The following is a 26,051-nucleotide window of genomic DNA, read 5'->3' as shown; positions in this document are numbered from 1 at the left end:
GGATGTTTATAATTTTGAGGGTTGTTTTAAAGCAAATAATAATGGCATTAACAGAAAGAGATTCAGATCTTTTTCCTTTTCGCCTTCTGTTAGTTTTTCATAGGGTATCAACTGGTCATGAATTTTCAATACTTCTTTTAGTACAGCTTTCTCTTTCCGGTCTGCAGGGAATGGCCCGTATTTGAAATTGAAGACCATTTTTTCAGCACTCCAGCGCTTATGTTCAACAGCAGCCAACACCGAATAAAATTTCAGGATCTGCTCCCTGTTTACCGGCCAGCAACCAATCTGCTGCATCATGTATTGTTTTACTACCAGGTTTCTTGCCGCATAACGATTAGAGTCTTTTTTCCTGTTGTTCAGCAGGTTCCATCTTTTCTTGATGGTGCAATGTTTTAATAATTGGCTTTTATCAACACCTGTTTTTCCAGCCAGAAAATCAATAAAATCATTCTCCAGAACAGACTCAGTAATGGATGGGTGCTTTAAGGGATATTGCTCAATATAGGAAACCAGTTCTGGTATAAGCGATTTGACATTGGTTAGTTTAAACAAATCTGTCAGCAGATATTCAAATTCATAACTCACCGAGTAATAAAAATTAATTACTCTCGATAGCGAATCAGTCATTTCAGATTCCTCTATCAGGCTTTTACCTGAGAAAGTATCACTTTGTCTTCTCAGGTAATGCATATTGAGTGAGGACTTGAACATATTTTCCACCTCATCTTTGTGCATATCGTTTTCATTCAGAAAATTATATATGCCACTGTCTTCGGGCAAAGTAATGATCAGCGGCACCTGCGATACCGACAATGTTTGTGAATAAAGAAATTGCCTGAATGCAGCAGCAGTACTCATTACAACAGAATCACTCTCCCCAAAGAAATAAGCAGCATTTACTTCTGCGAGTTTTTCTATATGAGATTTTGACCAGGCAAAATTGGCAAAGAAATTGGCATTCAATAATTTAACCGGAATCAGCTCAACATATTCATCACAAAATGGATATTGATAATGGAAATCATGATAGAAAGTTTCTACATCTTTATCTACCAGGTAAATTTTCAATGATTTTTTTCCGGCATAATGACTTAGAATAATATTTTCGAGCAGGAAAAATTCAGTGGTTTTATTGCAGCCAATCACAGCAATAGAACACTCTTCTTCATTTGCGGGTGAAAAATATTGATGAGGCGCATAAGTATCATACACTTTCTGCGACGCCAGTTGATTGATACTGAATGCATGAAGGTCATAATGTTCATCCGAGTTATTGATGTCAAAATAATCCTTGATCACATCTATGTTCTCATACTCATCAATATGCATGAATATCTTTAATACATCATGTCCGTCCCGCTCTTCATTGATATGAAACTGGTAAGCGTAGCTGCTGATCTTATCAGCAATCTGTATATTAGTAATATCTTCCGTATGTGCCAGGATACATATTCTTGCTTTTGAAAGACCTACCATATCCAATGTTTTCTTTTCAAAGGGACTGGATGTGATGATGATACCGCCTTTTTCCTCTATTTCTTCAATTGAAGGATTTTCTTCATCGTTTTCTACGATCACTACCTTATAACCAGATGTAAGCAATTGTTCAGCGATGCTTTTTGCAATTGGATCCAGTGAAAAAATAATGATGTGATCTGAAAAAGAAAAGCGGATGCGATAGGAAAAATATAAGCGACGCAAAAATCTGAATGAGAGTGAGAAAAGACCATATCCGACTAACACAGCCGCCAGGTATTTTGCTGCCAGCAGGAATGGATTGCCCGACACTTCTACGGGGTCGGCATCATTCATGATAAAATAGTTGAAAATAGCAAAGAGTACACCCCAGAAATTAAACTTTTCGCCAAGGTCTTCCCTAAAGCCAATGATGGCAAAAAGAAATACTGAAATGATCAGTACAGGGAAAATAAATGGCTTAACCCGCTTTAAATTCATAGCAAGGTGAGTTAGTTGGTTTTAAGATGAACAATTTACATTTTTATCAGATACATCTGTTTCTTATCTGTCTAAAAATCCTCACGAGATACACACATCCTATACAAATCAGACCGTTTTTCCTTCTTTTCCAAATTCCTTTCGAATGCCTGTAAGAATGTCTTTCATTAAAATGATGTTGGAGTTTCTTTTCAAAGCCATTAAAGAAGCGTATCTGGTTACATTGATGATAGCTCCGCCTGCCATTTCATATTTTTCAGCCACATCATCCAGGTTCACTCCTGCATCAAGGGTTGTGTGGTCTGAAAAGGCCTGTTGCCATAATTTTTTCCGGTGTTCTGGTGTTGGCATGGGGAAATAGATCATCGACTGAAACCTCCTGGTGAAAGCTTCATCGAGATTGGCTTTTAAATTGGTGGCCAAGATGACCACTCCGGGAAAATCTTCCACACGCTGGAGCAGGTATGAAACCTCCTGGTTGGCATGCCTGTCGTTTGAGCTGCTGGTCTGGGTTCTTTTACCAAACAAGGCATCTGCCTCATCAAAAAACAAGACCCAGTTTTTATTCTGTGCCTGATCGAAAATATTACCAAGGTTTTTTTCTGTTTCACCGATATATTTCGAAACCACCATGGAAAGATCTATACGGTACACATCCAGTCCGGACGATTTTCCCAACAATGATGCAGTCAGTGTTTTCCCTGTCCCTGGCGGGCCATAAAACAGAGAGCGATAACCGGGCTTTATTTTCTTACTCATGCCCCACTCATTCAACAAATGACCTCCATACTGAATCCAGTCTCTGATTTCCATTACTTCCTCCAATGTGTCGTCCTGTAAAACCAGATCCTCCCAGTCTAACTGGGTAGTTATTCTTTTTGCGGGAAAGTTTACATTGTAATCGGGTTTATGCGAATTGCCATTGGTAAAATAGTTAAGGTATTCAACAGACAATGTGAGTACACCACTTAAATAAGGCTCATCAGCATGTGTAGGTGAAAGTTTGAGTATTTTATGTTTACCGAAATAATGGTCTTCTCCAAAAATCTCCAGCAATGAGAATCTTTTTTCCAGGCTATCTGCTGCCAGTATGAATGCTGCCGTTTCTCCTGTAGGAATAAACCCGGAGTGGTTCTGTCCTTTCACCCCGCCGAATTCTGTAAAGCCACGGTCATAATTGGCATTCTTAACATAAAACACATCAAGTAAATGTGGTTGCACATGCGGTGCCAGCGAAAGAAGCAGGATCATTCTTTCGGCTACAGACATTTTATAATGTTTTACCACCTGGGCATACATGGATGTATTATCTGTAAGGTCGGGTGCCGGTATCTCAAAAATATCAGTCAATGCACCTTCCTGCTGCCAGTATATTTTAAATCTTGCATCAATGATATTTGCCAACCATTGTAGTTCAGACCGAAGGGTCGCAGCGTTTTCTATTGCAGGTTTTATATCCATTCTACAGTCAGTATTTGATTCATCCAATTTGTTTTAATAAATCCGAAAGCCCATGGCAGTGTTTGCAACAACATATCATACCCTCTCTGTTCAACCCGCAGGTTCCACTGGTCTTCAATGAATTCAAGTGCGCCTTCTCTGATGATAAACGATGCCCTGATACCTTCAACAGTACTGTTTTTTACCTTATCCCATCTTTGCTTCAGCACTTCAAATAATTCTTCTGTCAGGGCAATTTCATTTTCTGTGGGTTCAATATCAAAAGCAACAGGTTGCTCAATAGGCATTCCACACAGCAGTTTGTTCAGTATGAGTTCATATTCATCAAACTTATTTCGCCCGGTTGCAAGATATTGTAATAAAAGCACAGCTCTTTCTTTTGCTTCCTCGTTGATGAAAGCACTCGCCTCCATCAGTCCAAGTCTGGTAAAATAGGTAGAAAAGAAAGGATGAAGAATAACTAACCCTGCATTGGGTATAAAGAGTTTTGTCTTTTTTTCTTTTTGCTTTAATGCCGCTTCTTCAGCCTCCAACATTCTTTCTTTCTCTTTAGCGGCTTTCAATTCTTTCTCCAGGGATTCAGCTATTTTCTGTTGTTCCAGTAAACGGTCTCTTGAAGTAAGCGAAGCATGTCTGTCTTCATAAAATTGATTAAATGAATCAGATGCCAGTTCAATATCTTTTAACATACTAACCTGTGCTGCCAAGATGGGCAATAACCCTGTTTCCTGCGCTTCTTTCTTTTCTGTTTCTTTATTATACAGTTGCTCAATTGCATGAGTACCATTGGGCATGGTGTGGGTGAAATATGACAGAAATAAAGAAAAATATTCTTCGCGATTTCTGAATTGTAAGCCCTGAACAGCAGATTGCAGGTTGAAATAACGTAACACGATGAGTGCTTTTTCACGGAGGAGTGTATCTGTAAACGCAGCAAACACCAGATTTTCTAAATAAAAAGCATCTTCCTGAAAAGAGCTGTGCAATTGGTTTTTATACACTACCAGCACTTCATTATACAAAGACCCGCCCTTTTCAGACAAATAACTCACCCATTCCTTTTTCTGTTTCAGGGTTTCTTTTATAGAACCTGAACGGATCATTGTTTCAAGCGCTGCTTGATCCTCCCATTCTCCGGATGGTGAAAATGAAGGAATATCTGCCTGATCCAAGAATTCGGGTAATGAAATCGCTCCCTTATCCTGTTCTGTATTTTTCTTTAGGTAACCACTGAGTAACTTCAGTATTTTTTTATCATCATTATTATCACTGAGAGCGAGGATTGCATACAAAGACATGATGGAAGATGGAAGATTGGTATGCTCTCCCAATAATTGTTGCACTTTCTGCTGATCTATGGAAAACAGTTGTCTGATAAAATGTCGAATCACCATATCCCCTGAAATCGTCACAGTTTTCAATAATGAATCTGGCAACCTGTTCCAGGTAAGGTAATATCGCAGAATATGATAAATAATGTTAGCCCTGTCTCTATCTGCTGCCGTTTCCGGTTCAGCTGAAAAAGCCATCAGCATGTCTTCCACAAATACTTCCTGCTCTCTTTTCCCTTGTATTTTTATTTCCTCTGTTGTCTGTAACCGAATAAAAGATTGAACTTTATTACGAACAGGCAACATCAATAAAGCAATATCTTTCGCATCGCCTCCTTCCGATACCTGGTAAAGCGATGTTATTTCCAGCACACGGAATACGTTTACTTCTGTTGCTGATAACAGTTTTACCAATTCCAAAGGATAGATGGTATAAACGATCTCTACTAACTGTCTGAAAAAAACAATTCTTGCGTGCTCATCAGTTATGTCAAAAAATGGAGGTAAAAAACCTGATACCAGGTAAGATTTTAATACCCCCATGAAATAGGTGGCCATTTTTTCTTTTGAGCTACTATCAGCCATTTTTAGCAGCTCGGCAATTGATGTGTACTTAACATCGGCAGCTACCTGAACGCCTATATTGATTAATGCTTGCCTGATGACCGGAGACAACAGGTTTTCTTCAGACAATGGTATATTGGGTTTCGAAATATCCGGTTTTGCATATTTATTTACCAAAACATGCAAAACCGATCGTGCAGGTGTTACTGTATGGTCAGGCAATGCCAGCCATCGTTCCCATTCATGCAATAAAAGTGCTGGCTCTGTTTCCAGAAGCTGAACACCTGCAAAGAAATTTTTCAGATAAAAATCTGTCAGAGAAAACGATTGATAGAGCCCTGCATGAAATAGTTGCCAACTGATATCTGCTATTACCCATTCAGCTTTTACAGAATCAATATGCTTTTTTTTCAATGACGCAGCCAGAACGGCAAAAAAATCCAGTTGCAATTGATATGCTTTTATTACAAAACCTGAAGCATCGGTATGTTGTAACATCATTAAAAATGACTCTTTCCCCAGGCTTTGTAACCATCTTTTCCTTAATTGCGAAGATGAGCCGGCAAACCTGAATACCAACTGTGCTTCCACAGGTGATTTTGCATGCAATTGTTGGAATAACATGGCAGGAGATTTTCCGGCATGTGAGCGCCCCCACCAGGGCAGACTTCCATATTGAAGAAAAAAACGTAGAAGATGACTCAGCAGTTGTGCTTCAGTACTAAATAATGATTCAGTAAGTTCCTGCTCCTTGTTCTGCTCAGTTTTATTTACCATCAACAAAAGATCATTTGCTCCCTGCGTTTCTGCCAATACATCATTAATCAAATCGAGGTGTCGCATCTGCATCTGGTCTACATTAAAAAGCGCTTTTACTCCTGCCTGTATTCTTTGTACTACTGTGGGTACAGAAACACGAAGATGTGCGCCGATACCTTTTAATAATAACCGAACCAGTTGTTTGTCATCGACCAGGTTAATTGGCGAAAGCAATGTTGCAGCCAATACCGAATGCCATACTGCTTCTTCGAATACCTGTTCTGTAACCATCCAGGTTTGTTTTGTTTTATGTAGCAAACTGAAAGTCGCAGCTATCTTTAAAAAGGTTTCTGCACGGCTACTGTACAAAATTTTCAAGTATTCTCTGGTCCTGTCTGTACCAAGTAATGCATATAAACGATCAGCTATATCCCTGTTCCATGACAACTGGGACAGCATTAATTGAAATGTATCAGGAACCGTTGATATAAGCCTGAACAATAAAGCTCTTGTAGATTCTACTTCTCCTTCTTTCATTGAAATCCAGAATGGCAAAGTGCCTGATACCAGATATTGTCTGATGATACTCAGACTCCGGATGCTGTCTTCAGGAGCTATATTTTTTCTTTTTTTTGCAGATTCAATATCCTTCCATTCCGGCATTTCATATGCCTCTGTTGCTAATTCCTGAATCAACAGTTTTAAAGAAGATGTATAATCCGGACCATCTGCTTTCATAATTTCAAGTGCTGAATAAAACACATGGAGCAGTGCTACATACTGCATGTTGAAATTAAATGCAATTTGTCCGAGTATACTTTTAGCAAATTCTTTTCTGTTGAATGCTCCACCTCTTTCAACAATCAAATACGTAAGAATAAAATAAGAGAGTGACTGTTCAAATTCTTTTTCTTCTGCCTTTACAAGTCCATCTGCATTTTTTACTTCTATTATTTTTTCTTCGAACCCAAAAATATATGCGGCTTCACCCGGTTCAAGAACCCCTATAATACCTCGTACCTGTTCTTTGGAAAACTGTCTTACTAAACGCCTGCGAACATGCTCAAACTGTCCGGCCCGCATGATGATGGCTCTGAGTGCTGCAGTATCTTTACGCAGTAACTCTTCCAAGGCCACCGATGGCGTAAAAGATTCGTTCTTTACAGCCCACCATGGCAAATGGCCTGTGTATAAAAAATAATCCATCAGGTCAATAAGACTATGATCGGTGGGTAATATCTCAATATTATCTCCTCCCAGCCCTGATTGTTGTTTGCGAATCTGTTCTTCCAGTACGGCTGCAAAAGCTTCCATGAATTTTTGAGGCAGTTCCTGCTCCAGGTTATCAATGTTAACCGTACCTACTTCTACAGTCAGTGTATTGATTTTATATAAAAACTCTTCCGGAATATTTTTCTCAAGTAACAATTCCATTTGCCGGGTCAGTGTGCCATTCACCAATGAACTGATGCGGCTTTGCAAATCATAGCCCCCCGATTTTGACGTAAAATCGATATCAAATATTTCCCTGTTGATACTGAAATACTGACGTGACAATGGGTTGTTTTTATGATGAGATATGTTGCGCGCCTGCTATAATCATAATGAGTTCTCTACTCAGAGATCGGTTCATGGCTCCAACACTACCACCTTCCTGTAAAGATTGCAGCCAGGGAAAATAAATCGATTCAAATCTCTTCATCTCTTTCACCGATAGCCAGAAAAATTGCTGTCTCATATGTGCCGGCGCATGTTCCCTGAATAGACTTTCCGCAAATTCCCTGAAATCGCCTTCCTGAAATCTTGCTGGCCAGGCTGGCATTATTACCGACATCCTGAATGAGAAAAACTGTTCATCCAATACAATATCTTTCGAATAACTTACTATACTTTTTATGGTCGGGTATTTTGAAGATGACTGTAGTTGCAACTGGTTGATTGTATGAGTAATTTTTCTGACAAACTGGTCCATTTGTTCCCTGTATGCCACTTGCAAAGTCTTGGGAGTGATGAGCCAGGTATAATTTCTGTCCTGACTCAAATTGATCTGGCATAATTCATCGAGTTCCGAAAAAATCGAATAGTCGCCGGTTTCCATGATTCGCTGACAGGTTGTTTTAATGATGTCAAGCACTTCCTCCCTCCTATGTAAATCCATCCAGTCATTTTGCTGAAGCAGCAGCAATCCCCTATCATCGAATACCTGAAATCCGAATGATTTAGCCTCTGGTTCAGGCCTCAATAAAATATGCTCCAGTGTATGAAAGCCTTCAGATGAAACACTGATCTGTTTTAATGTATCAATAAATTGATTCAACTGCTGTTGTGCTTTTTCACGCGTTGTAAATTTTCCGATGCGAAGCCATTGTCTTTTATCAGGAGGTCTGTATAATACAATATACCCCTGACCATTTATTTCCTGTCCTATCCGATAATATTTATGGTCTATGCCTTCTTTCAAAAAAGCTGTCTTTTGTGAGGACACACTGATATTTGTTTCTTCAACCGTATTCGTTTTTTCTTCCCCGGATGAAAGCAACTCTTCCAGCAAGGATTCATTAACCAGCATTTCTATTCGTTCATCATCCCATCGAACTTCATACAACACTTTTTTCCCTGAATGAGATGACTCATAATGATTACTGCTGCTGATAGAACACTGACCAAGACTTTCGTCAAATGACAGGGAAATATTTTTGATACCCGATTCGGGTAAATACAGAAGGGCAGCCATCAAGCTATCGTAACCACTTCTTTTATTGGAAAATTGGTCTGTATAATCGATAGCCTGGTTTCTGAGAGAACCAAATGAAACTATCCTTTTCAGGATATCAGATTTCCACTCCAACTCCGCGAAGCGTGACGCCTTTTCATCTCCATGCTGGTATAACTGATAATACAGTTGTAATGGATATTTAACAAGGTTGATATCAAAGCGAGATAGCAAATGATCCAGTATCCTTTTTTTTCTGTCGAAAAACACTTCATCCGGTTCTATCGAATTACTAAGGAATTTGAGGTACCCATTCTCAGGATCATTCTTGAAATAATCCCAGTCTACATGGTTCAGGTTGGCGTTTTTAGACATGAAGTCAGAAAGTATATTTCCTGCTCCGGGTACTTCATACAGGTTGCCAGTAAAATAGGTGCTGCTTGCCGTTTGCAAATCAATATCTGCTGTAAGTATGTTCCCCACATTTGACAACTGTGCTAGATAATTAACCATAATCTGCTCAAACAACATGATATAAGCTTTCAGTTGTTTTACTTTAGCTTTATCTGCGCGTATATTCGGATCCTGCTCTTCTTTAATCACTCGAGCTCCTTCAATTTCATCTGCATTCAGCCGGTATAAGTGCGGAAATAAATGCTGGATGGAAAAATACACATCTATCTGCCGGTGATCGGCTTTAATATGCTTGGCTTCATCATGACCATATCCTTTGATGTATTTTCTTTTACTATTGTCGGTTTTTTTGTGCAACAGGCCTGAAAATATGCTGGCCTTAACAGGTAACTCGTGACTGGTATTGAATACCCTGATTCCGGGATTATGCACATCGAATACAAGACGGGGAAACATTTCGGCATCCAGGTTAACAGGTCTGAAATCATACTCAGCCTGGCTGAACCGGATCATAAAATTGCGTACATATTTTACACCAGGTACATTCAGTATTGACTGAATCATGTCTGACGGATCCAGAATGGCAACTCTTTCTTTTAATTCTTCATCTTTTATAAAACCATGTTTTAAGGATGGCCCACTGTAAATATCTTCAATGCTCCAGCCTTCTTTCTCCAATTGCGATTCAGAGTAAAAATGAATAGGAGGAGTAATGGTACGCATCAGCATGTCATACACATCCGCTAAAATTTCTTCATGCATCTGGTGTCTTTCCACCACCACTTCCGCTTCAATCTGAATATCAGCAGGATCAAGCACCACAAATGAATGATAGTCTTCTCCTAAACTTCGCTGTCCGTTAATCACAGTTCTAACCTGATCAATTATTTTCTTTTTATATAACTGTTTATCTTCAGGTGAAGCTTCTGTGTTTAAATACTGATCTGCTTCCTCATTGTTTACCTGAATCAAAACATTATACAATCCTTTGATCCCTTCTTTTCCCTTTGTATCCGTTACCGGAACAATCCAAACATTGTGGATCTCCGGAATACGGTCGATGATGAGTTTTCTGAAATCATTAACCAGTATAGGTTTTGATGTAAGGACCTGATGCCTTGGATAAAAAAGATTTTTTTCAAGGTTGATTTTACCGTCTTTCCCGGTAAGAATTTCTTTGATATCGAAACCGGTACGGTAAGCTAAATCTGTTATGGCATAGCAGAGATATTCCAATATGGTTACGCCCGGGTCATGGAGATTGTAATCGGTCCATTTTGAGCCGGCGTATCGTTGTACCAACTCCAGTCCTTTTGCACGAAGAAATTCATAATTCAGTGCAGAATCTGGTGCTGTTGGTTTTTCCAACTGAAATTCTAATATACTATCCCTGTCCATATTGCTTTTTATACAGAATCATCTGTCTTCCATGAGTTAAAATATTCTCCTGGCAGACATAATTCGTCGTCCCATAGTTTTGTGATATTGTAAAAAATATCTACTTCATTACCGTAATTATTTCCAGTTTTGATTTGCAGGCTGTAGTTATGTGTTTTGCCCGTCCAACGCAAACGAAGCCTGTTCCAGAAAAATCCATAATGGGCTGATGTTTTTCTGATGCGTCCCCTCGATCCACCAAATGCACTCAATGCAATTGCATGTAGAATGGCAAATTTTCCGGTTCCTTTTTTTCCTGTTCTGGCTACTACCTCAAAAGCATTACAGTTATCAAGTCCTTCCACTATGGTGTGCCATTTACCATCAGCGGGTACAGATCCTGATGCAAAAGTTCCCAAACGGCCCTGCATGCCACTGAACCCTGCCACATCCAGCTTTAAACCGCCAGTACTTCTTTTACCGATGCCCAGGTTACCATTTACGTCAAAATAAAAACTGCTATTATCTGAACTCTCTTCATCTTCACGAACCGGGTTTATTTTCATGCTTTCTACGCCCTGTTCATCCTTTTCAATACAGAAAAAAGGATCAAGGTCGTTGATGTTCTTGTATAGCGAGATAAACCGATTGGAATTTCCCATGGTGGCAATTACAAAACCATCATCTTTATCTTTCAGAAAAGCATCATCCTGTTTATTGATCATTGAATCAATCAGGTAAGCAAAATGATTTTCTGTTGGTATCTGCCCGTTACGGAAATACTTCTTCAGATCCTCTCTTCCGAAAGACTTATTATTGCCTTGTGTTTTCATATAGGTCAGTCGTTTGAATGAAATGTAAAATCAAATCTTTCCTCCTCACTATCTTTTATTTTATCGTCTGCCTGGAGTTTGTTTTTTTCACTGGTCACTAAGAGTTCTTCTCCAATTACCAATCCGCCAATACCGGTTTCCTGTGGTTTCAGGTATTTTCTTTCCGGTAAAATACTGATCTCATGTTCAGGAGCTGATATTAATATGCTACCCGGAAGTGAGCCTTTTAAAAAATCGACTTTCTGAACTGCAGAATCCACCACTTTAGCTTCGTAACGTCCTGTTTGCTCATCATAAACATGATAAAAATGCAACACAGAAAATGATGTTACATGCATCACATACGGACATTTCTTGATGAAATTAAGTATCTCGGATATATATGTCCTCCCCTCCATTTGTACATCGGAATCTGCATTGAAAAGCCATGGAGAAATAAACCGTCTGATATCGTGATTGAGTCTGTTGATATTATTCCCAATACTGTCTTTATGTTTGGCATCATTAAAGATCACTCCACACACTACTTTCACCCGTTCATAAACAGGGTTTACGACATCCACCTTAATAAAAGATGGAAGCTTAGAGAGTACCAGTTTCCTGATTTGGAACAAGGTAGATAATGACGCTTTGGGCTCTTCCGACCAATCGGTTACATGTGATTTTTTTCCAGGAATAACGACCACTTTAATATCGCTTTCTGCTGCATGATGAGCCGTTACACTAACGCCTGCACCAAGACAATGTACTTTAATGATATCAGGGAAAGCTTCAAGCACCATTTCAGCAATATCGGTAGTTGTGAGTGGTCTTTGTTTATGATGTAGTCTTTCACTGATTCTTGCATAATATTTTTCCGGTGACTCTGGTTCTCTTCCATTGAAAGATGCGTAAGGCTGAACGATTTGTTGTATCTGCGGAATGGTTTTCGCAGTTCCTTTAATCATACCCGGTGCCAGTTGTAACAAACCAGATGCCGTTCCTTCATCCAGTAAGCGGGACACCGTAACTGCCTGTGTAAAAATGCCCTTGACTTTTGTTCTGAGATCACCACGGTTATTACAGGAAATTCTGAGCCAGCAATAAGCAGGATTCAGTACCGTATTAATGCCATTCTCTGATGATGGTAAGCGTAAAACAACAATTCCGTTGTTAATAAAATTGCCTGTAGAATCCTGCAATATATCCGACTTGGAAATTTCTTTCCATTTATTACCCTGTAATACTGCCCATTGAACTGTTTCTATTTCAAAACTTGCATCATCATTGTTATTGTCCTCTATCTGGAAAAACAGGCTGAGTAATTCACCAGGCTGCGTATCTGCTAATCCGATAAACAAATTACTCTGGTCTCTCAATACGGGAATAAAGCCCATATCAGATACATCATTGGATGGATAATTAGACCGGTAGCCAAAAGGTGTATAGTGCCATAAACTGAGGTTATGCGCTTTTTCGCTTTCCTTATTAATGCCATTTACAGCTTCTGCATGTTCAAGCACATAATCAATCGAAACCTGGCTCAATACTGGTATATATGGCTGATTGGGTATCGGTATTTTTTTTGCGAAGCGTTTTGCATTATGCATGATCACTTCAGGAAAAAGCCCTGGAAAAATACGATGCCCGAAACCTTCTTCAGGGGAGGTAAGCTCTAATCTTACCGAACCTTCACGATAACTGTTTTCTGTTCCGGCTGCTGTTTCTTCCAGAGAAAGCGTATTGGCAAACCTGATTTTTGAAAAATCAATCCCCTCAACATGTGTTGTATTACCCAGGTATGCCATGGTGCCAGGCTCTTTCCCCATTTCAAAAAGTGAATACCGCTGGCGTAATTCAGGGATGGGCTGATGACGTCCATCGTTTAATGCACTTACTGCTATTTTAAAAGCATCGTTACCAAAATATTTCGGGTACGATGTATAATATGTTTCAAATCCACCTTTGTCTCGTGGCAGATCAAACCAGTGCAGTCTTATTGAAATATCTTTTGTGTAACAGTTGAAAATATTTGGGTTATGTATATCAAGATAGGATCCGATAGACGGTTGTGGTCCGAATACCTGAAAGGGACTGGCCATACTGAGTACACCAATATTATTTTGCAGTTTTACAGAAGCACTGTCCGTAACAGCCAAACGGATACCAACCCTCTGTAATACCATGTCTTTCAGAAAAGTATAGGGATTGTGAAATGAATTGTTGTTAATCTGCAACCGAAGTAAAGGCCATGCAGTTTCCAGTTGATATCCATGAATGGCTGGCTGATATACACCTGTTGAAGGATCATTATGACCTAATTCAAAATCAATTTCAATATATTTATCCGTTACTGCTTCCAGTTCGTAATGAATGGTGTATTTATCTATATTGATCCAGTTTTCTTTCCCCGTAATGCTTACCATAAATGCTTTTGAAAGCATTTCAAAAATCAGCACTTTTTCATGCGTGTCTGTAACGGCAGAAAAATTTCTTACATGATGCAGAAACCCGAGCGCACTTTTATCATGTATATAAAATTTTACCCGCAGGTTTCTTTTACCATCCTCTGCATATAACAATGGCGACGATACAAATAAACCCATGTCGGCTGGCATCATGGATCGCTGATCAAAAGATAATTCTGACTGATCTTCCCCCAGCAATGGCCATGCTGGCGCATCTTTATCAGCAGTCACCGGGTTATTAGCAAAAAATACCTGTAACTCTTTTACATCTTCATACTCGTCTGATTTAAACGGTATTTTCACCGTTTCACTTACATACACGGTATTGAGTTCGCGGATGCTGGCTTTGGTGATCAGCAGATCATCATCGACAGCAAAACGAACTTCATTTTCCATACCTGGAACAGCAGCAACCACTATTTCTCCTTTCTTGAGCAGGTATTGCTCAAAAGACGGGTTTAGAGATGCTACAATATGGGCCTTATCAGGTATGGCTTCTTTTGCTTTTAGTCCGAGGATATCCTTATAATAAAAGTCAAGGTGTTTACCCGTTAGTTGATTGATGTCACTTCGCAGGTATTTGTACAATTCCAGAAAGCTGATAAGCAAGGCAATATGTGGCTCGTATTCGTCTGCACTACCTTTTTGCTTATACAGGAACCATTCTGCTGCTTCCGAAAGTCGGCTATATTTTGATCGTACCGATCCGAATAGCTTGTCTGTTTTGTGTAACAGGTCATTGATTTGCGCAACTGTATGAGAGCCTTGTAAGGATTCCGTTTCAACGGTTGTAATACCGGCTACCACACTTCGAACTTTTCTGAAGACAGGCAGTTCAATGGCATCACCAAAAACTTCTCTTGCCTGCTGGATCAACTGGTCTAACTCTTCCGCTTCGGTATCAAAAGCATCATGACCAGCTACAATTTTCCTGAAATCGAGCATGCCCTGATCTGTTCTGGAACTGATCCTGAATTTCTGGTGCACTGATTCCTGGAATCCGATAAAATTATCCAGGAACTGAAAAATACGGTTTACTGCTTTGATATTTACCTCATCAGGTTGCTGACGACTGATACTGCTTTTGAGCTGATCGTATTTTCTGATAAAACTATTCACCCCGAATTTGGGAACGATACGTAAAATGACATTGATATCAGAGAGAAGAATATCTTCCCAATTACCGTCAATCTGGTTGTTAAGATTATAATAATTGAAATGCTGCGATAACTCTACAATAAAACGAAGCATATCATCCATATCCCGTTCATCGATCTGAAAAAAATCGGGTTGCAGTGAGCGTGGGTATCTCTCTGTCTGGCTAATGCCATCTGCGATATGGGATGCTTCAAATTGACTCATTGCTTAACTCACTTCATTAACTACCCTGCACATTGGTACCTTCCGTAAAATAGAACGGATAAACAATATTGTGTCTGGTATTGGTTATGATGACGGTATAGTTTATTCTGATCAGCAAAACACCTTCAGTATCGTTTCGCTGCATGACTTCTGAATTAATGAATTTGATCCTGGGTTCAAAATTGAGCAGGGCTTTTGCAATTACATCATTGATCTGTGTAATCAATGCCGTATCAATTTTTTCAAATACCAGTCTTTTCAGGAAACAGCCAAATTCGGGCTGCATCAATCTTTCACCTGGAAATGTATCTAATATGATCCTGATACTTTCTTCGATATCATTGGTATCGGATACCATCTGCACTGAATTACTGAAACGGTTAAAGGTTGGAGGAAAACTCCAGCCTGTTCCCAAGAATGATTTTATTTCATTACTCATAATTATCCTCCTATCATTACGGTTGGACATCCTAATACAATACTGCCTCCATGCGCTGTGGTATCGCCCATACGTGCTGCGGGTTTACCACAGATCATTACAGTTGATGAACCTTTTACAATAGAATCGGGTGGCCCAACACAAACTGCATTGTCTCCCATCACCGCCGCAGGCATTTTACCAATCAATACCGTTGGTGCTCCCGGACCAACAATCGGTCCTCCGACATGCGGAATAGGCGGCACTCCCGGTGTTTGCATCGGGCAGGTGTGCATATCAGTTAGTCTGGCTGCTGGTGGCATTTCTTTATTATTTAATTTATCATCACCATTGCTCCCTTCACTGTTGTTTGTCCGGAAGCCGATAACTCTGCGGTGGCTGTTCCTTTTGCTGTAAATCCTACCTGGGCTGTGTTTTTAATATTCAGCCCTTTCAGTTCCACATCTCCTCCACTTGCTTCAATGGATACTTTTGTTGTTGCTTTAATAGATACAGCACCTTTCGATTTCAGGTTAATATCTTTCGCACTATCAAGGTCAATACCTGCCGATGACATTTTTACCGTGTTCCCATTCTGGTCTTTGATGAGAATAGATTTATCCTCGTCGCTGATGGTAATGGAATTGGCGCCCGGTGTTTCGAACTTCATCACTTTTTTCTCGTCATCGAATGTGATTTTCAGTTTGGCTTTGGTGATGATGGATTTGATATAATTATTTTCATCTGCAGGTGGATTAGCCGGTTTATTTTTAGGACTGTAAACAGAACCAATGATCACAGGATATCTTGGATCGTTATCCAGAAAGCCAATGATTACTTCATCATTGATTTCCGGAAGAAATCCCGCTCCTGCTGTTGAAGTAGCATAAAAGTTAACATACCTGGCCCATAACTGCGGCTTGGTTTCTGCAACTGATGCCAGTTCTACCTGAATACGGTATTGTCCACCAGGATCTGCACTTAATTTTTTTACGGTAGCAATTTGCAAGCCATATACGGGAGGCAATTGCCCTGTAGCAGGAGAATAACCGAAGTCGGGCAGTTTATGAATGGGTGTATTATCCAATCCAAACCGAACCGTAGTGTTCCATGTACCTGGTTCGATGATATGATTAACCGATGAGACAAATGCTTTACCATTGAATTTTTTACCCACACCTTCCAGTTCAATGATATTACCTGTTTTTACGGTAGCATTACCTACATACTTCACTCTTCCTTTGAAGGCCGCCATACGTTTACGTAGTAACACTGCATCTGCCCATACTTTTAATTCGGCAGTAGTCATGGGGGTTGGCGATACCAGATCAAGTGCCTTCTGGTTTAATTTTGCAGACAGCGACTTTGGAGATAAAGACGATTCACCCTGTGCATTCACCGTAGGCTCTGCTGCTGTAGATTTGAGCATGGCCTGTGTCTTATTGTCCCAGCCGGAAGCATTCAAGGCTGTGGGCTGGTCTTCTGCATTGAGTTCTGCCTCAAAAGCCATCATCGATTCTCCGACAGCAATTTTCATTACAGCAGCTCCATCGAGTTTGGGCTTATCTACTTCGAGTTTGTAGTCGGTTCCATCCATGCAGATGATATAACCGTTAAAATCTGCACGGGATAAAATAAAATCCCAGTCCGTTGACCTTACCTGGAAAAAATTTTCATAGGTAGTTGTAGTAGCCGTTACGGTTGAACTTAATCCGCTATAGGTTCCAATAACAGCAGTAATAATTTCGCTGTCTTTTTTTTCTTTAAAGCTGGCTTCCTTTTCATTAAAAGTCATACTCACTGCCTTGTGTTTACAGGTAAGTCTTACTTTAAAAGGCGATTCACCATCTACTTCAAGGCTGTGTTTTACGATGAAACCTTTGAACAGGCTTTTTTCTGCTGCATTTCCATAACCGGCAGTTATTTCAATTTCTTTTCCGGGGTTAAAATCTGCTGCATCGGATATGGGCACCGTACCTTCTGCGGGATTGATGTTTCCGAGCAATACCAGTTCGGCCACTGATATTTTATTCACCGTATGAACAATATTGGCAGAAGAAAGTCCGTAGGTATCTCCCATTGGTGACCCGTCCACTTTTACGGTAACCCTCAGTGTAAGGCTCGTAAGGTTATCTAAAGGTGTAGCCATAGGGAATTATTTTTTCAATGGAGGGAAGTAGAGTTGGTCTCCCGGTTTTATTGCATTGATGTTAGATAATTTATTCACCCTGGCTATTTCCATGTAATAAGAACTGTCGCCATAAATCTGGTAACTCATGAGAGGAAGTGTATCTCCTGCTTTTACGGTACGTAAATGCGTAAGATCAGGTGAGTTATTACCTGCTTCCATCGCTTTCTGCTGCCAGTCTACATTTTTCTGCAGTTCCATATTAATGGATGCGCGCAGCGGTGTTCCGTCGGGTTTAAAGAGTGTATATTTTACTGTTACCGATTTACAAACACATTTAAACGACAATTTACCCCATGATATTTTGAGGTAATTGGTACTATGCGAATCTCCATCATACTGGCATACTACTTCCTGAAAATCCTGTACGTAAGTTTCTACATCCTGGTGAAATAAAATAGAAGTAACAGAGTTTTCAGTAAGACCGGTTCCGTCTACAATAATTTCATCAAACACCAATGTTTCTTCTCCCATTTTTGAAAAGAAATAGGTTTGACCGCTGTCGCTGATGACTTCTGGTGTGGTATATTCAACTGTTTTTTTTCTCGTGTATGATTTAGGATTGATAAATGCTTCGATTTCTCCTTTCTTTTTGGTAATAGAACAGGATGGATCGGAGAAACATTCGATCTTGATTTTTTTTAACCCACCCAATAAGGTATCCATCACACTCATATCATCTCGTGTTTAAGTTATCGATCCTGGAGAGGAGTTTCTCCATGCACTCTTTTACAATTTTTGTTTTCATTTCCTGGATCTTCCTATTGATCTCAGCTTCATCAGTCTGTCTTTCGTTTTCACGAACATTCACCCTGATGACCAGTTCACGTATTTCAAGTGGCATAAGCACTGTTTTAAATACCTTCTGTTATATAAAAGAAGGTGTATCTACGCGTTCAAAATAGTTGTACGACAATTCAAGTGTTTCGATCACGATCGAATTTTCCATGGATTTGAATTCTGATATTTTCACTGCTACAGGGTATGTTTTTCTGAACATCCATGTAACGGAGGGAATACCTCTTTCATCCTGCAGCATGATCAGGATATCCATAGGTCTGAAATCGAAATTGCTGAATGAGTTCTTCATCCAAAAATAAAGAGAGGAGCCCTTAAGGAGCCCTCTCTTTAAAACAAGATTATCGTATTTAACCCTATTGGGCAATTTGTAAGTAGCACTTACTCCTCCCTCCTGCACATCGGTGGTTTCTATCTGGACGTTTATGCCTGTTACATCCTGAAACATACATTCATTTCCATCCAGAAAGGCGAAAAGAGGAAATACCACTTTAAAACTAAATCCGACAGGGATATTATAAGGATATTGGCTCTTTGACATAATGATTAATCAAGTTTCAAATCAATACCCGTACTTCTCCTTTCGCTTATGTTAAGCTACGATCGTTAATCCTTCATGCGCGAGCTCCATGGTCTCCACAGCTGCTTCATTCGCATCAGATTTCATATCGGTTACGGTCATCTTGCACGGGAACGCATTAGTGAGGTTCCATGACATGGCTACCGCATTGGCTTCATCGAGAAGACTGATTACTACGGTTACCCTTTCAATGGTATTCATCTTAATAGCGTTATACATAGTCCACATCTTCTTATCATCTTTGAAGATGCCTTTCTTCAACGTAATGTTACCGAACTTCTTGATACCCGGCATTTTTACGGTTGAATAAGCCTGGCTATTGCCCGCTCTGTATTCTATTACTTGTGTTTCAGATGAGAGTCCGGTAACTTCCTGAAAGAAAAGTTCATCGGATCCGATTTTTACTGAAAACTGAAATTTGACAAGTGGCCACGTTGCGGCTGACTGTGCTGCTCCATTATCTGCCATAAAATATTTTTTATTGAATTAATGAATAGTTGAGATCCCTTTGAAATTATGATTGTTGCTGTTGTTGCTGGAATGTGATCACGATGAATTCCGCTGGTCTTACGATCGCTACTTTAACAGTAATTCTCATAATACCATCAAGAATATCGTTAGGTGTCATGGTTGCACCCAATCCCAGTTGCACATCATAAGCCTGCTCGGGAGCAGCACCTGCTAATGCACCCTGTTTCCAGAGATTGTACAGGAAATTATTCATCATACTGGTAATTGTTACCCATGTACCAGCATCATTCGGCTCGAATACATAAGCCCTGGTTGCCAGTTTCAATGATTGTTCAATCATGATCAATGTTCTTCTTACATTGATATAACGCCAGTCCTGGCTGTTACCATCCAGTGTACGGGCACCCCAAACAAGTGTTCCGATACCAGGGAAAGGTCTGATGACATTGATTGATTTACCTGCAATAACGTCTACATTCATTTTCTGCTGCTGCTCATGCGATACATTTACAGATGGCGCATTCACCATATTAACAGATACGTTTGCAGGCGCTTTCCAGACACCTCTTGAACTGTCTACCAGTGTATACAAGCCTGCCATCGCAGCACTTGGTGGAAGCAGGTTCAGTCTTGACCTGATTTCTTCCAGTATATGAACATAAGTTGAGCTGGATGCTTTCAGCGACTGGTGAACATTGGTGCGAGATGCGGCCAGGTCTTGCGGAGACAGTGCCTTCATATTGGTTACTACCTGCTTGGCAGCATCTTCAGGTAAAATAGTACCGAGGTCAACAGAAGCATCGAGGTTCATGAAATCGAGTTCTGAAGCCTGTACGATAGATGTTTTCAGCCAGGGATAATAAGCAGCACCATAATTCAGGAAATTGGTTCCGATGGCTTCCCTGAACTGGGTAATATCATCCATTGCACTTTGAGAATTCGATTGTGTTACATCGAAAATACCAAAGCGGCTTTGTGTTTTATGACAATGCTGTAATACCAACTGGTAAAAATTATTGGCCATTTCAGGCTTTGCAATAATGTCCGGAGCTACTACGAGTGTTGGTTCGTATTCTTTTTCAAGTACTTCAAATACATTGGGTACGTTGCTGCCTACGAAATCATCTAAATTGATTTCCAGACCATCTTTACCTGCATAAGTTCCTACAGATAAAATATAAGCACCCGCGCCTCCGTTAGAATAGAACAAACGAATACAGTTGTAGAAGTACAAAGTGTTGTTGTCATTGGCTTTGACAAGCATTTCTTTGCCATTCAGACTGAATGTTTCTTCCTTGGTTCCGGCAGGAGCTTCGGTGATGGTGAATTTCGGATTGAACGCGCCACCAAACATCTCTACATACTCTGCAAAAGATGAAATTTTAGTGGGTTTGTGCAAAAGTGATTTTCCATTTCGTTCCGCTCTTTCGGTGTACCCGATAAAAACAGGAAGTGCAGTTTCTACGGCAACTGCCGAGCCGGGGAAGGCGTTTTTCTCTTCGATATAAACGCCAGGAGTCATTAATGTTGCAGCCATGGTGATTGGTTTTGGATTCTAAATATAATGTTTGTTTGTTATTAATAAAAGATTAAAGAAATATTTCCGAATAATTTAATTTCTCTGTACCCGCCTCCTGCAAATGACTAATGGCACTATTACTCGGGTTCGGCATCATTCCAATGATGACCCTTCCCCTCCCACTCGCAGGTTCATAATTTTCCAGCAACTGAAATGACTTGTTAGGCAAAGCTGTCATCTGAACAGGTGTTGATGATCTGAAAACAATGGCATCACGCTGATCAGGCAGCACAAAATGCTCCGGACCAATAAATGCCTGTTTGGTTTCTTTATGCACAACGGCCGGATTAACCAGCGTTTTCAGGTGATCGCTCGTTAATATATAACGCCAATAAGTAGCTTTTGCCTGGAATTTTACCTGTAAAGATGCCGTCAAATCCTTGTGGAGTCTTATTCTTAGCTGCCCAAACGGCTTACTGAAAAACGCTTCTTCCATTTGATCGACAGGAATGATATCATCCACTGAAACAAATTCAGTCTTTGTTAAGCCTTCTCTTTTCGCCCCATCACGATCCAGATTACTAAATAGAAACAGTGATTTACTGATATTACCTGCTTCAATGTTACCTGTATAATTTAAAAAAGAGGAATCGGAATTCGAAAGATTGAATACAAGCGTCTCTTCATTTGATAATACATCTTCCCGTGTACGCGGACTTCCGGCAAACTGTGCATCATAAAAAACGGATGCTTTATTGTTGGCAGCACGGAATACCAAACCTAAACGTAAGCATAAATGTCTTGTGGCATCATCTGGTGTAAAAGAAAAACCTGCTGGTATCTCATTAGGGAAATAGGCATGCGTAACCGTCACGCCCGTTAATATATGGAACGATGAAGCCATAGGTTTTTTGGCAGTTAGTTTAATTTATATCAATACAGCAGCACTATACTGCATCATTGGATCTCTCCACTCCCGCCACAGCCGGTCTGTACTCTCGTATCACTGAGCTGTCGAATGTCAGCATTCTTATCTTGTACACAACCGATGGCATATACTTGGCCCCAAGTGTCGACCACACATTATTCAGTTTCTCAGAACTCAGGCTCTCCATTTCAAATGTAAGTTTTTCAACTCCGGGATCCAGTCTGGGTGTATTGGAAAGACTGAACACGTTTTTTTCCTGCAGAAAGGCAATCACAAAGGAAAGAAAACGAAGCGCTTCCGGATAATTGGCGCCTGTAAAATAAGAAGAAAACAATACGTACAGGTTCACGCTCATAGAGGAAGAGGTATTGGCAAATGTTCTTGCTCCTCCTGCTGATGCATTGCTTTTTACGCTGGGCTCTTTCTCAGTGTTAATTAAAGTAATCAATACTTTATTCTCTCCCTGGATCGCAATTGTTCCATCCTGGTTCACAATACCAGACAGCACAACTTTGTCTTCAGATATCCTGAGTTTACTCCTGAAATATTCATTGAGTTCTTCGGCTACACAGTTAAGTGATTCATAGATCATTTTGGTTGCGGATTATACATCGGAACGAATCATTCGCCTTCATCTCAATAGGTAGCCGGGTTCCGGTGGGAACTAAAAATAATAAAAAACAATAATAAATTCACAAAAAAATACAAGTGAATATAAATAAAATGATATTTTTATTGACTTGATATGAAAAGCCGCCAAAGCTTACTGTTTTTATCCGTTGCCTTTTACTTACTACTGGCAATCGGAACCAAAGCATATTCCCGTAACGGAATGGAGCATGGCAATTCTATAAGCTATCATTCATCTGAAGTCTTCGATTTTTTCCAGCAAAACACCGACACTGTTCCCAAGAAAGAAAATTCTGCTGTTCAGGCATTAAAAGAAGCGGGAGAAAAAGTAAAAGATGCCGCCAAAGAAGCTGGTGGTGAGGCCGGTAAAAAAATTGCAGGTGATGCCGTTAAAAAACTGGCGCCAAAAATTGAAATACCCAAACAGGCACCAAAAGTAGATGGCAACCTTTTTAAGAAAGTAGCCAACTTCTTTAAATTCAGAAAAAACAGTCGCCTCAAAGAAAAAGACCGTATCCTCGGTGTTTTTGAAAGCCTCGGTATCAATGACTCCATTGCTGCTACTTCTGAGAATATCAAACTGTTAATTGATGAACTTTCTCTGAGAGAGAATCAGCACTTCGATACTTTACTCGCCATCATCAGCGCTATTAAACTGGCTGCAGAAAAAGAAGATCCTCCGGCAGCAGTAACAGAAGCGAAAAAAGAAGATCCACTTCGCCCGGAGCCTTCTGACAGCAAAATTGTTACCGATAAAGACATTGAAGACCTGACCAATAAACTCCTACCCCTCATTACAGAAAAAGTAAATGAGGATAAATCTGGCAAAGAGAAAAGAGAAGCATTAAGTGCTTTACGTAAACTTCGGCTTGGCGCTGGTGCTGTAAACTATGTTACAGATACTGCTAAAAAAATTGTAAAGCGGTTTACACTTTCTGTTAAAAACAAGGCAGAAGTGATTGGCATGCATAATTATACCATGAATGATGGTTACATCGGGTATAAATTTGGCTATCTCAATACTCTATTATACCAGTCACTTTTTCTGAATGGGAAAACCGGCAATATAAAAGAGCTGAATGGATGGGACACTGCACAAGTCATCAGCGACGCACAGGGAGAAGGTTGCAAAGTGATGTTTACCGTAGCAATGAATCAGCCGGCTAGTATCAGTCACTTTTTAAGCAACACAGCTGCACAGAAAAAATTTGTTGACAATGCCATTTATCTGCTCAAACTCAGGAATGCAAATGGTGTTAATATACAGTTCGATAATCTGCCCGGGTATGAAAGTGAAAAGTTCAGCGCTTTTATTAAATTCTTTGCAGACGTTCTGAAAATTCAGGACACAGGTTATAAAGTGATGGTTACTTTACCTGTGTACGACAGGGACCAAGCTTTTGACCTGCTGGCACTGAATGAGTCTGTATACAGGTTCCTCATCGATTTCAGTAACCTGCCTCCTTTGGGCAATGGCGCACTTGCTCCTTTAAAAGGACGAAATGATTATACCATTGAAACTGCTGTATCAAGATACCTGAATACTGATGTGCAGGCCGACAAATTAATCATTACCATTCCATATACCGGAACACGCTGGCAATTGGCCAGAGGTGAAACCAAGGGTCGTTTTATTCAGCTTCTCACCTATTCGGAAATCCGCCAGCGTTATAACTGGCCCGTTTATTACGACGAGGAAAGCGCCAATGCCATCATGGACTCTGTTAATGAGAGAGGTGTTACCATCAGAAGAATCATTTTTGATGATGACAATTCTCTGGAAAAGAAATACGATTTTATTCTTCAGAACGGACTTGGTGGTGTTAGCATTGATGCGCTTGGTTATGATAAAGGATATGGCGAATTATGGGATATGCTGGCCTATAAATTTGCCATTATCGATACCAGCTTCCTTAGCGACAGTTTAATTGTTGCCCCCGCAAACTTGCAGTTAAGCTGGCTTGATAAAGCTAAAAGAAAACTGTCGCTCTACTGGTATATTGTAAACAATCCCTGCAAAGTTTGTTTTGATGATATACAGGATAGTGAATACGCTACTAAGCTTAACCGCTATTTACAGGAACTGAAAATTGATTCACTGATTGCTGCAGAAAATAAATTACTGCCCCCCGCTGAAAGATATAAGAGCAGGTTCGAATACATCAACTATGAATTAACCAACCTGCTTATTGTAACCAGTATAGTTCTGTTTATTTTATTGTTGCTTGCAACTGGTTTCTATATCTATCAGATAAAAGTCAACAGTTCAGAATGGAAATGGAAAAAGAAGATGGAACTCGTGTTATTGGGTATTACCATCATTTTTGTGCTTTCTTTTTTCAGTTATTTATTCTGCGATGATACCATTCCTTTATTTGGATCGGCACCTGCGGTTGGCGCCAACCGACATGATATAGTGGCCAATACCTCTGTAAATAACACCGCCACTTATTCATCCTTCTGTGATACCGACACCAATGATACCTGTATCAATATGCCTTTATATACTTTGATGGGTATTATTCTTGCAGGTATGCTGGCAGGCTTTGCCATTACCCGTTACCTGATTCTGCCGCTGATTAAGCGGGATGATATCCCATAGTTTAACCAACACTTCGAGTATGTCATTATTAGATACTGCAGGGATATTCCGGTTTCATAAAGAACAAATCAAGCTATATGGAAAGGGTACTGCAGAAGCATTAGGTTGGGAGAACCATGAAGGGCAGGTTCAAAGATTTGATGTATTATTCAATATAGGCGATCTGAATCATCGCTCAGTATTAGATGCCGGTTGTGGCTATGGTGACCTGCGTGGTTATCTGCAAGAGAAATATCCGCATGTTCGTTATTTTGGTGTAGAACAAATACCTGAATTACTGGATATTGCTGCAGAACGCTATGCATCTTTACCCGAAACACTTTTTTTCCAGGGCGATTTCTCCAGCTCGGAATTACCAGTTACAGATTATATCCTACTCTCAGGTTCACTGAATTATATAAACAGTGACCCCCTTTTTGTTTTGAAGATGATTGAAAAATTATTCAATAATTGCAGGATTGCTTTTGGTTTTAACCTTTTGAGTTATGCCGATCCGGAACAAGGGTTGATTGTTTCGTATAAACCTGCTTTTATCAGAGAATACTGTGAGCGGCTATCTAAAAACGTCCGCTTCTTCGATGATTACAAACCCAATGATTATACCATCTTCATGTATCATTGATCTTCTCTCCCGTTCTCTCTTTCTCCCTGTTAATCAAAGCCTATCAAAAGTAAGCTGTGCGTTTGTGGTGGTGTG

18 protein-coding genes are annotated in these 26,051 nt (G+C 40.0%); 2 read left to right on the top strand and 16 right to left on the bottom strand.

Features of this window, described 5'->3' with window-relative positions; all coding sequences use genetic code 11:
- Positions 1 to 6: 6 nt before the first annotated feature.
- The 16 genes from ACH3Z1_RS15205 to ACH3Z1_RS15130 all read right to left on the bottom strand — a co-directional run bounded on the left by ACH3Z1_RS15205 (position 7) and on the right by ACH3Z1_RS15130 (position 22,714).
- The gene (locus ACH3Z1_RS15205) at positions 7 to 1,959 is read right to left on the bottom strand and encodes an NAD-binding protein (RefSeq protein WP_490822838.1); all 1,953 of its coding nucleotides are present in this window, start codon (positions 1,957 to 1,959) and stop codon (positions 7 to 9) included.
- A 108-nt stretch (positions 1,960 to 2,067) separates the two neighbouring features.
- Positions 2,068 to 3,420 (bottom strand): ATP-binding protein, encoded by a 1,353-nt coding sequence (locus tag ACH3Z1_RS15200; protein WP_490822837.1) that lies wholly within the window; start codon positions 3,418 to 3,420, stop codon positions 2,068 to 2,070.
- On the bottom strand, positions 3,411 to 7,631 hold the full coding sequence (locus tag ACH3Z1_RS15195; RefSeq protein WP_490822836.1) for a contractile injection system tape measure protein: 4,221 nt from the start codon (positions 7,629 to 7,631) through the stop codon (positions 3,411 to 3,413). The genes ACH3Z1_RS15200 and ACH3Z1_RS15195 overlap by 10 nt, the downstream gene beginning before the upstream one ends.
- Positions 7,632 to 7,641: 10 nt before the next feature.
- Positions 7,642 to 10,599: a baseplate wedge protein gene (locus tag ACH3Z1_RS15190; RefSeq protein WP_490822835.1), complete on the bottom strand. Its 2,958-nt coding sequence runs from the start codon at positions 10,597 to 10,599 to the stop codon at positions 7,642 to 7,644.
- Between the two features lie 8 nt (positions 10,600 to 10,607).
- On the bottom strand, positions 10,608 to 11,411 hold the full coding sequence (locus tag ACH3Z1_RS15185; protein WP_490822834.1) for a hypothetical protein: 804 nt from the start codon (positions 11,409 to 11,411) through the stop codon (positions 10,608 to 10,610).
- Between the two features lie 5 nt (positions 11,412 to 11,416).
- Positions 11,417 to 15,220 (bottom strand): hypothetical protein, encoded by a 3,804-nt coding sequence (locus ACH3Z1_RS15180; protein ID WP_490822833.1) that lies wholly within the window; start codon positions 15,218 to 15,220, stop codon positions 11,417 to 11,419.
- 16 nt (positions 15,221 to 15,236) lie between these two features.
- Positions 15,237 to 15,659, bottom strand: a complete 423-nt coding sequence (locus ACH3Z1_RS15175) for a GPW/gp25 family protein (RefSeq protein ID WP_490822832.1) — start codon at positions 15,657 to 15,659, stop codon at positions 15,237 to 15,239.
- A gap of 2 nt (positions 15,660 to 15,661) precedes the next feature.
- Complete coding sequence (locus tag ACH3Z1_RS15170) at positions 15,662 to 15,961, bottom strand: PAAR domain-containing protein (RefSeq protein ID WP_486366940.1); 300 nt, start codon at positions 15,959 to 15,961, stop codon at positions 15,662 to 15,664.
- Positions 15,962 to 15,972: 11 nt separating this feature from the next.
- Entirely contained in the window at positions 15,973 to 17,787 is a 1,815-nt protein-coding gene (gene vgrG, locus ACH3Z1_RS15165) for a type VI secretion system tip protein VgrG (RefSeq protein WP_490822831.1), read from the bottom strand.
- Between the two features lie 6 nt (positions 17,788 to 17,793).
- A complete protein-coding gene (locus ACH3Z1_RS15160; protein WP_490822830.1) occupies positions 17,794 to 18,501 on the bottom strand; it encodes a CIS tube protein in 708 nt (235 codons plus the stop codon).
- A 1-nt stretch (position 18,502) separates the two neighbouring features.
- Entirely contained in the window at positions 18,503 to 18,670 is a 168-nt protein-coding gene (locus ACH3Z1_RS15155) for a DUF5908 family protein (RefSeq protein WP_490822829.1), read from the bottom strand.
- Between the two features lie 24 nt (positions 18,671 to 18,694).
- On the bottom strand, positions 18,695 to 19,165 hold the full coding sequence (locus ACH3Z1_RS15150) for a phage tail protein (RefSeq protein WP_490822828.1): 471 nt from the start codon (positions 19,163 to 19,165) through the stop codon (positions 18,695 to 18,697).
- Between the two features lie 51 nt (positions 19,166 to 19,216).
- Entirely contained in the window at positions 19,217 to 19,672 is a 456-nt protein-coding gene (locus ACH3Z1_RS15145; protein WP_133475171.1) for a phage tail protein, read from the bottom strand.
- 46 nt (positions 19,673 to 19,718) lie between these two features.
- Complete coding sequence (locus tag ACH3Z1_RS15140; protein WP_490822827.1) at positions 19,719 to 21,212, bottom strand: phage tail sheath family protein; 1,494 nt, start codon at positions 21,210 to 21,212, stop codon at positions 19,719 to 19,721.
- Between the two features lie 52 nt (positions 21,213 to 21,264).
- On the bottom strand, positions 21,265 to 22,098 hold the full coding sequence (locus ACH3Z1_RS15135; RefSeq protein ID WP_490822826.1) for a hypothetical protein: 834 nt from the start codon (positions 22,096 to 22,098) through the stop codon (positions 21,265 to 21,267).
- A gap of 43 nt (positions 22,099 to 22,141) precedes the next feature.
- Positions 22,142 to 22,714 (bottom strand): Pvc16 family protein, encoded by a 573-nt coding sequence (locus ACH3Z1_RS15130; protein WP_490822825.1) that lies wholly within the window; start codon positions 22,712 to 22,714, stop codon positions 22,142 to 22,144.
- 153 nt (positions 22,715 to 22,867) lie between these two features.
- Here ACH3Z1_RS15130 and ACH3Z1_RS15125 point away from each other — a divergent pair, with 153 nt between their 5' ends.
- A complete protein-coding gene (locus ACH3Z1_RS15125; RefSeq protein ID WP_490822824.1) occupies positions 22,868 to 25,354 on the top strand; it encodes a glycosyl hydrolase family 18 protein in 2,487 nt (828 codons plus the stop codon).
- 19 nt (positions 25,355 to 25,373) lie between these two features.
- On the top strand, positions 25,374 to 25,976 hold the full coding sequence (locus ACH3Z1_RS15120; protein ID WP_490822823.1) for a class I SAM-dependent methyltransferase: 603 nt from the start codon (positions 25,374 to 25,376) through the stop codon (positions 25,974 to 25,976).
- Positions 25,977 to 26,051 lie beyond the last annotated feature (75 nt).

Source organism: Sediminibacterium sp. FW305-C-49 (assembly GCF_058231085.1).
The sequence above is the reverse complement of the archived record's forward strand: the minus strand, read 5'-3'. Positions and strand labels throughout refer to the sequence as shown.

What these genes read in the sequence shown, in the direction of transcription:
- ACH3Z1_RS15150 (WP_490822828.1), bottom strand. Translation starts at nt 19,165, where the DNA reads ATGTCAAAGAGCCAATATCCTTATAATATCCCTGTCGGATTTAGTTTT.
- ACH3Z1_RS15155 (WP_490822829.1), bottom strand. Translation starts at nt 18,670, where the DNA reads ATGCCACTTGAAATACGTGAACTGGTCATCAGGGTGAATGTTCGTGAA.
- ACH3Z1_RS15135 (WP_490822826.1), bottom strand. Translation starts at nt 22,098, where the DNA reads ATGGCTTCATCGTTCCATATATTAACGGGCGTGACGGTTACGCATGCC.
- vgrG (WP_490822831.1), bottom strand. Translation starts at nt 17,787, where the DNA reads ATGGCTACACCTTTAGATAACCTTACGAGCCTTACACTGAGGGTTACC.
- ACH3Z1_RS15130 (WP_490822825.1), bottom strand. Translation starts at nt 22,714, where the DNA reads ATGATCTATGAATCACTTAACTGTGTAGCCGAAGAACTCAATGAATAT.
- ACH3Z1_RS15140 (WP_490822827.1), bottom strand. Translation starts at nt 21,212, where the DNA reads ATGGCTGCAACATTAATGACTCCTGGCGTTTATATCGAAGAGAAAAAC.
- ACH3Z1_RS15170 (WP_486366940.1), bottom strand. Translation starts at nt 15,961, where the DNA reads ATGCCACCAGCAGCCAGACTAACTGATATGCACACCTGCCCGATGCAA.
- ACH3Z1_RS15200 (WP_490822837.1), bottom strand. Translation starts at nt 3,420, where the DNA reads ATGGATATAAAACCTGCAATAGAAAACGCTGCGACCCTTCGGTCTGAA.
- ACH3Z1_RS15175 (WP_490822832.1), bottom strand. Translation starts at nt 15,659, where the DNA reads ATGAGTAATGAAATAAAATCATTCTTGGGAACAGGCTGGAGTTTTCCT.
- ACH3Z1_RS15120 (WP_490822823.1), top strand. Translation starts at nt 25,374, where the DNA reads ATGTCATTATTAGATACTGCAGGGATATTCCGGTTTCATAAAGAACAA.
- ACH3Z1_RS15145 (WP_133475171.1), bottom strand. Translation starts at nt 19,672, where the DNA reads ATGGCAGATAATGGAGCAGCACAGTCAGCCGCAACGTGGCCACTTGTC.
- ACH3Z1_RS15160 (WP_490822830.1), bottom strand. Translation starts at nt 18,501, where the DNA reads ATGAGTGTGATGGATACCTTATTGGGTGGGTTAAAAAAAATCAAGATC.
- ACH3Z1_RS15185 (WP_490822834.1), bottom strand. Translation starts at nt 11,411, where the DNA reads ATGAAAACACAAGGCAATAATAAGTCTTTCGGAAGAGAGGATCTGAAG.
- ACH3Z1_RS15190 (WP_490822835.1), bottom strand. Translation starts at nt 10,599, where the DNA reads ATGGACAGGGATAGTATATTAGAATTTCAGTTGGAAAAACCAACAGCA.
- ACH3Z1_RS15205 (WP_490822838.1), bottom strand. Translation starts at nt 1,959, where the DNA reads ATGAATTTAAAGCGGGTTAAGCCATTTATTTTCCCTGTACTGATCATT.
- ACH3Z1_RS15180 (WP_490822833.1), bottom strand. Translation starts at nt 15,220, where the DNA reads ATGAGTCAATTTGAAGCATCCCATATCGCAGATGGCATTAGCCAGACA.
- ACH3Z1_RS15125 (WP_490822824.1), top strand. Translation starts at nt 22,868, where the DNA reads ATGAAAAGCCGCCAAAGCTTACTGTTTTTATCCGTTGCCTTTTACTTA.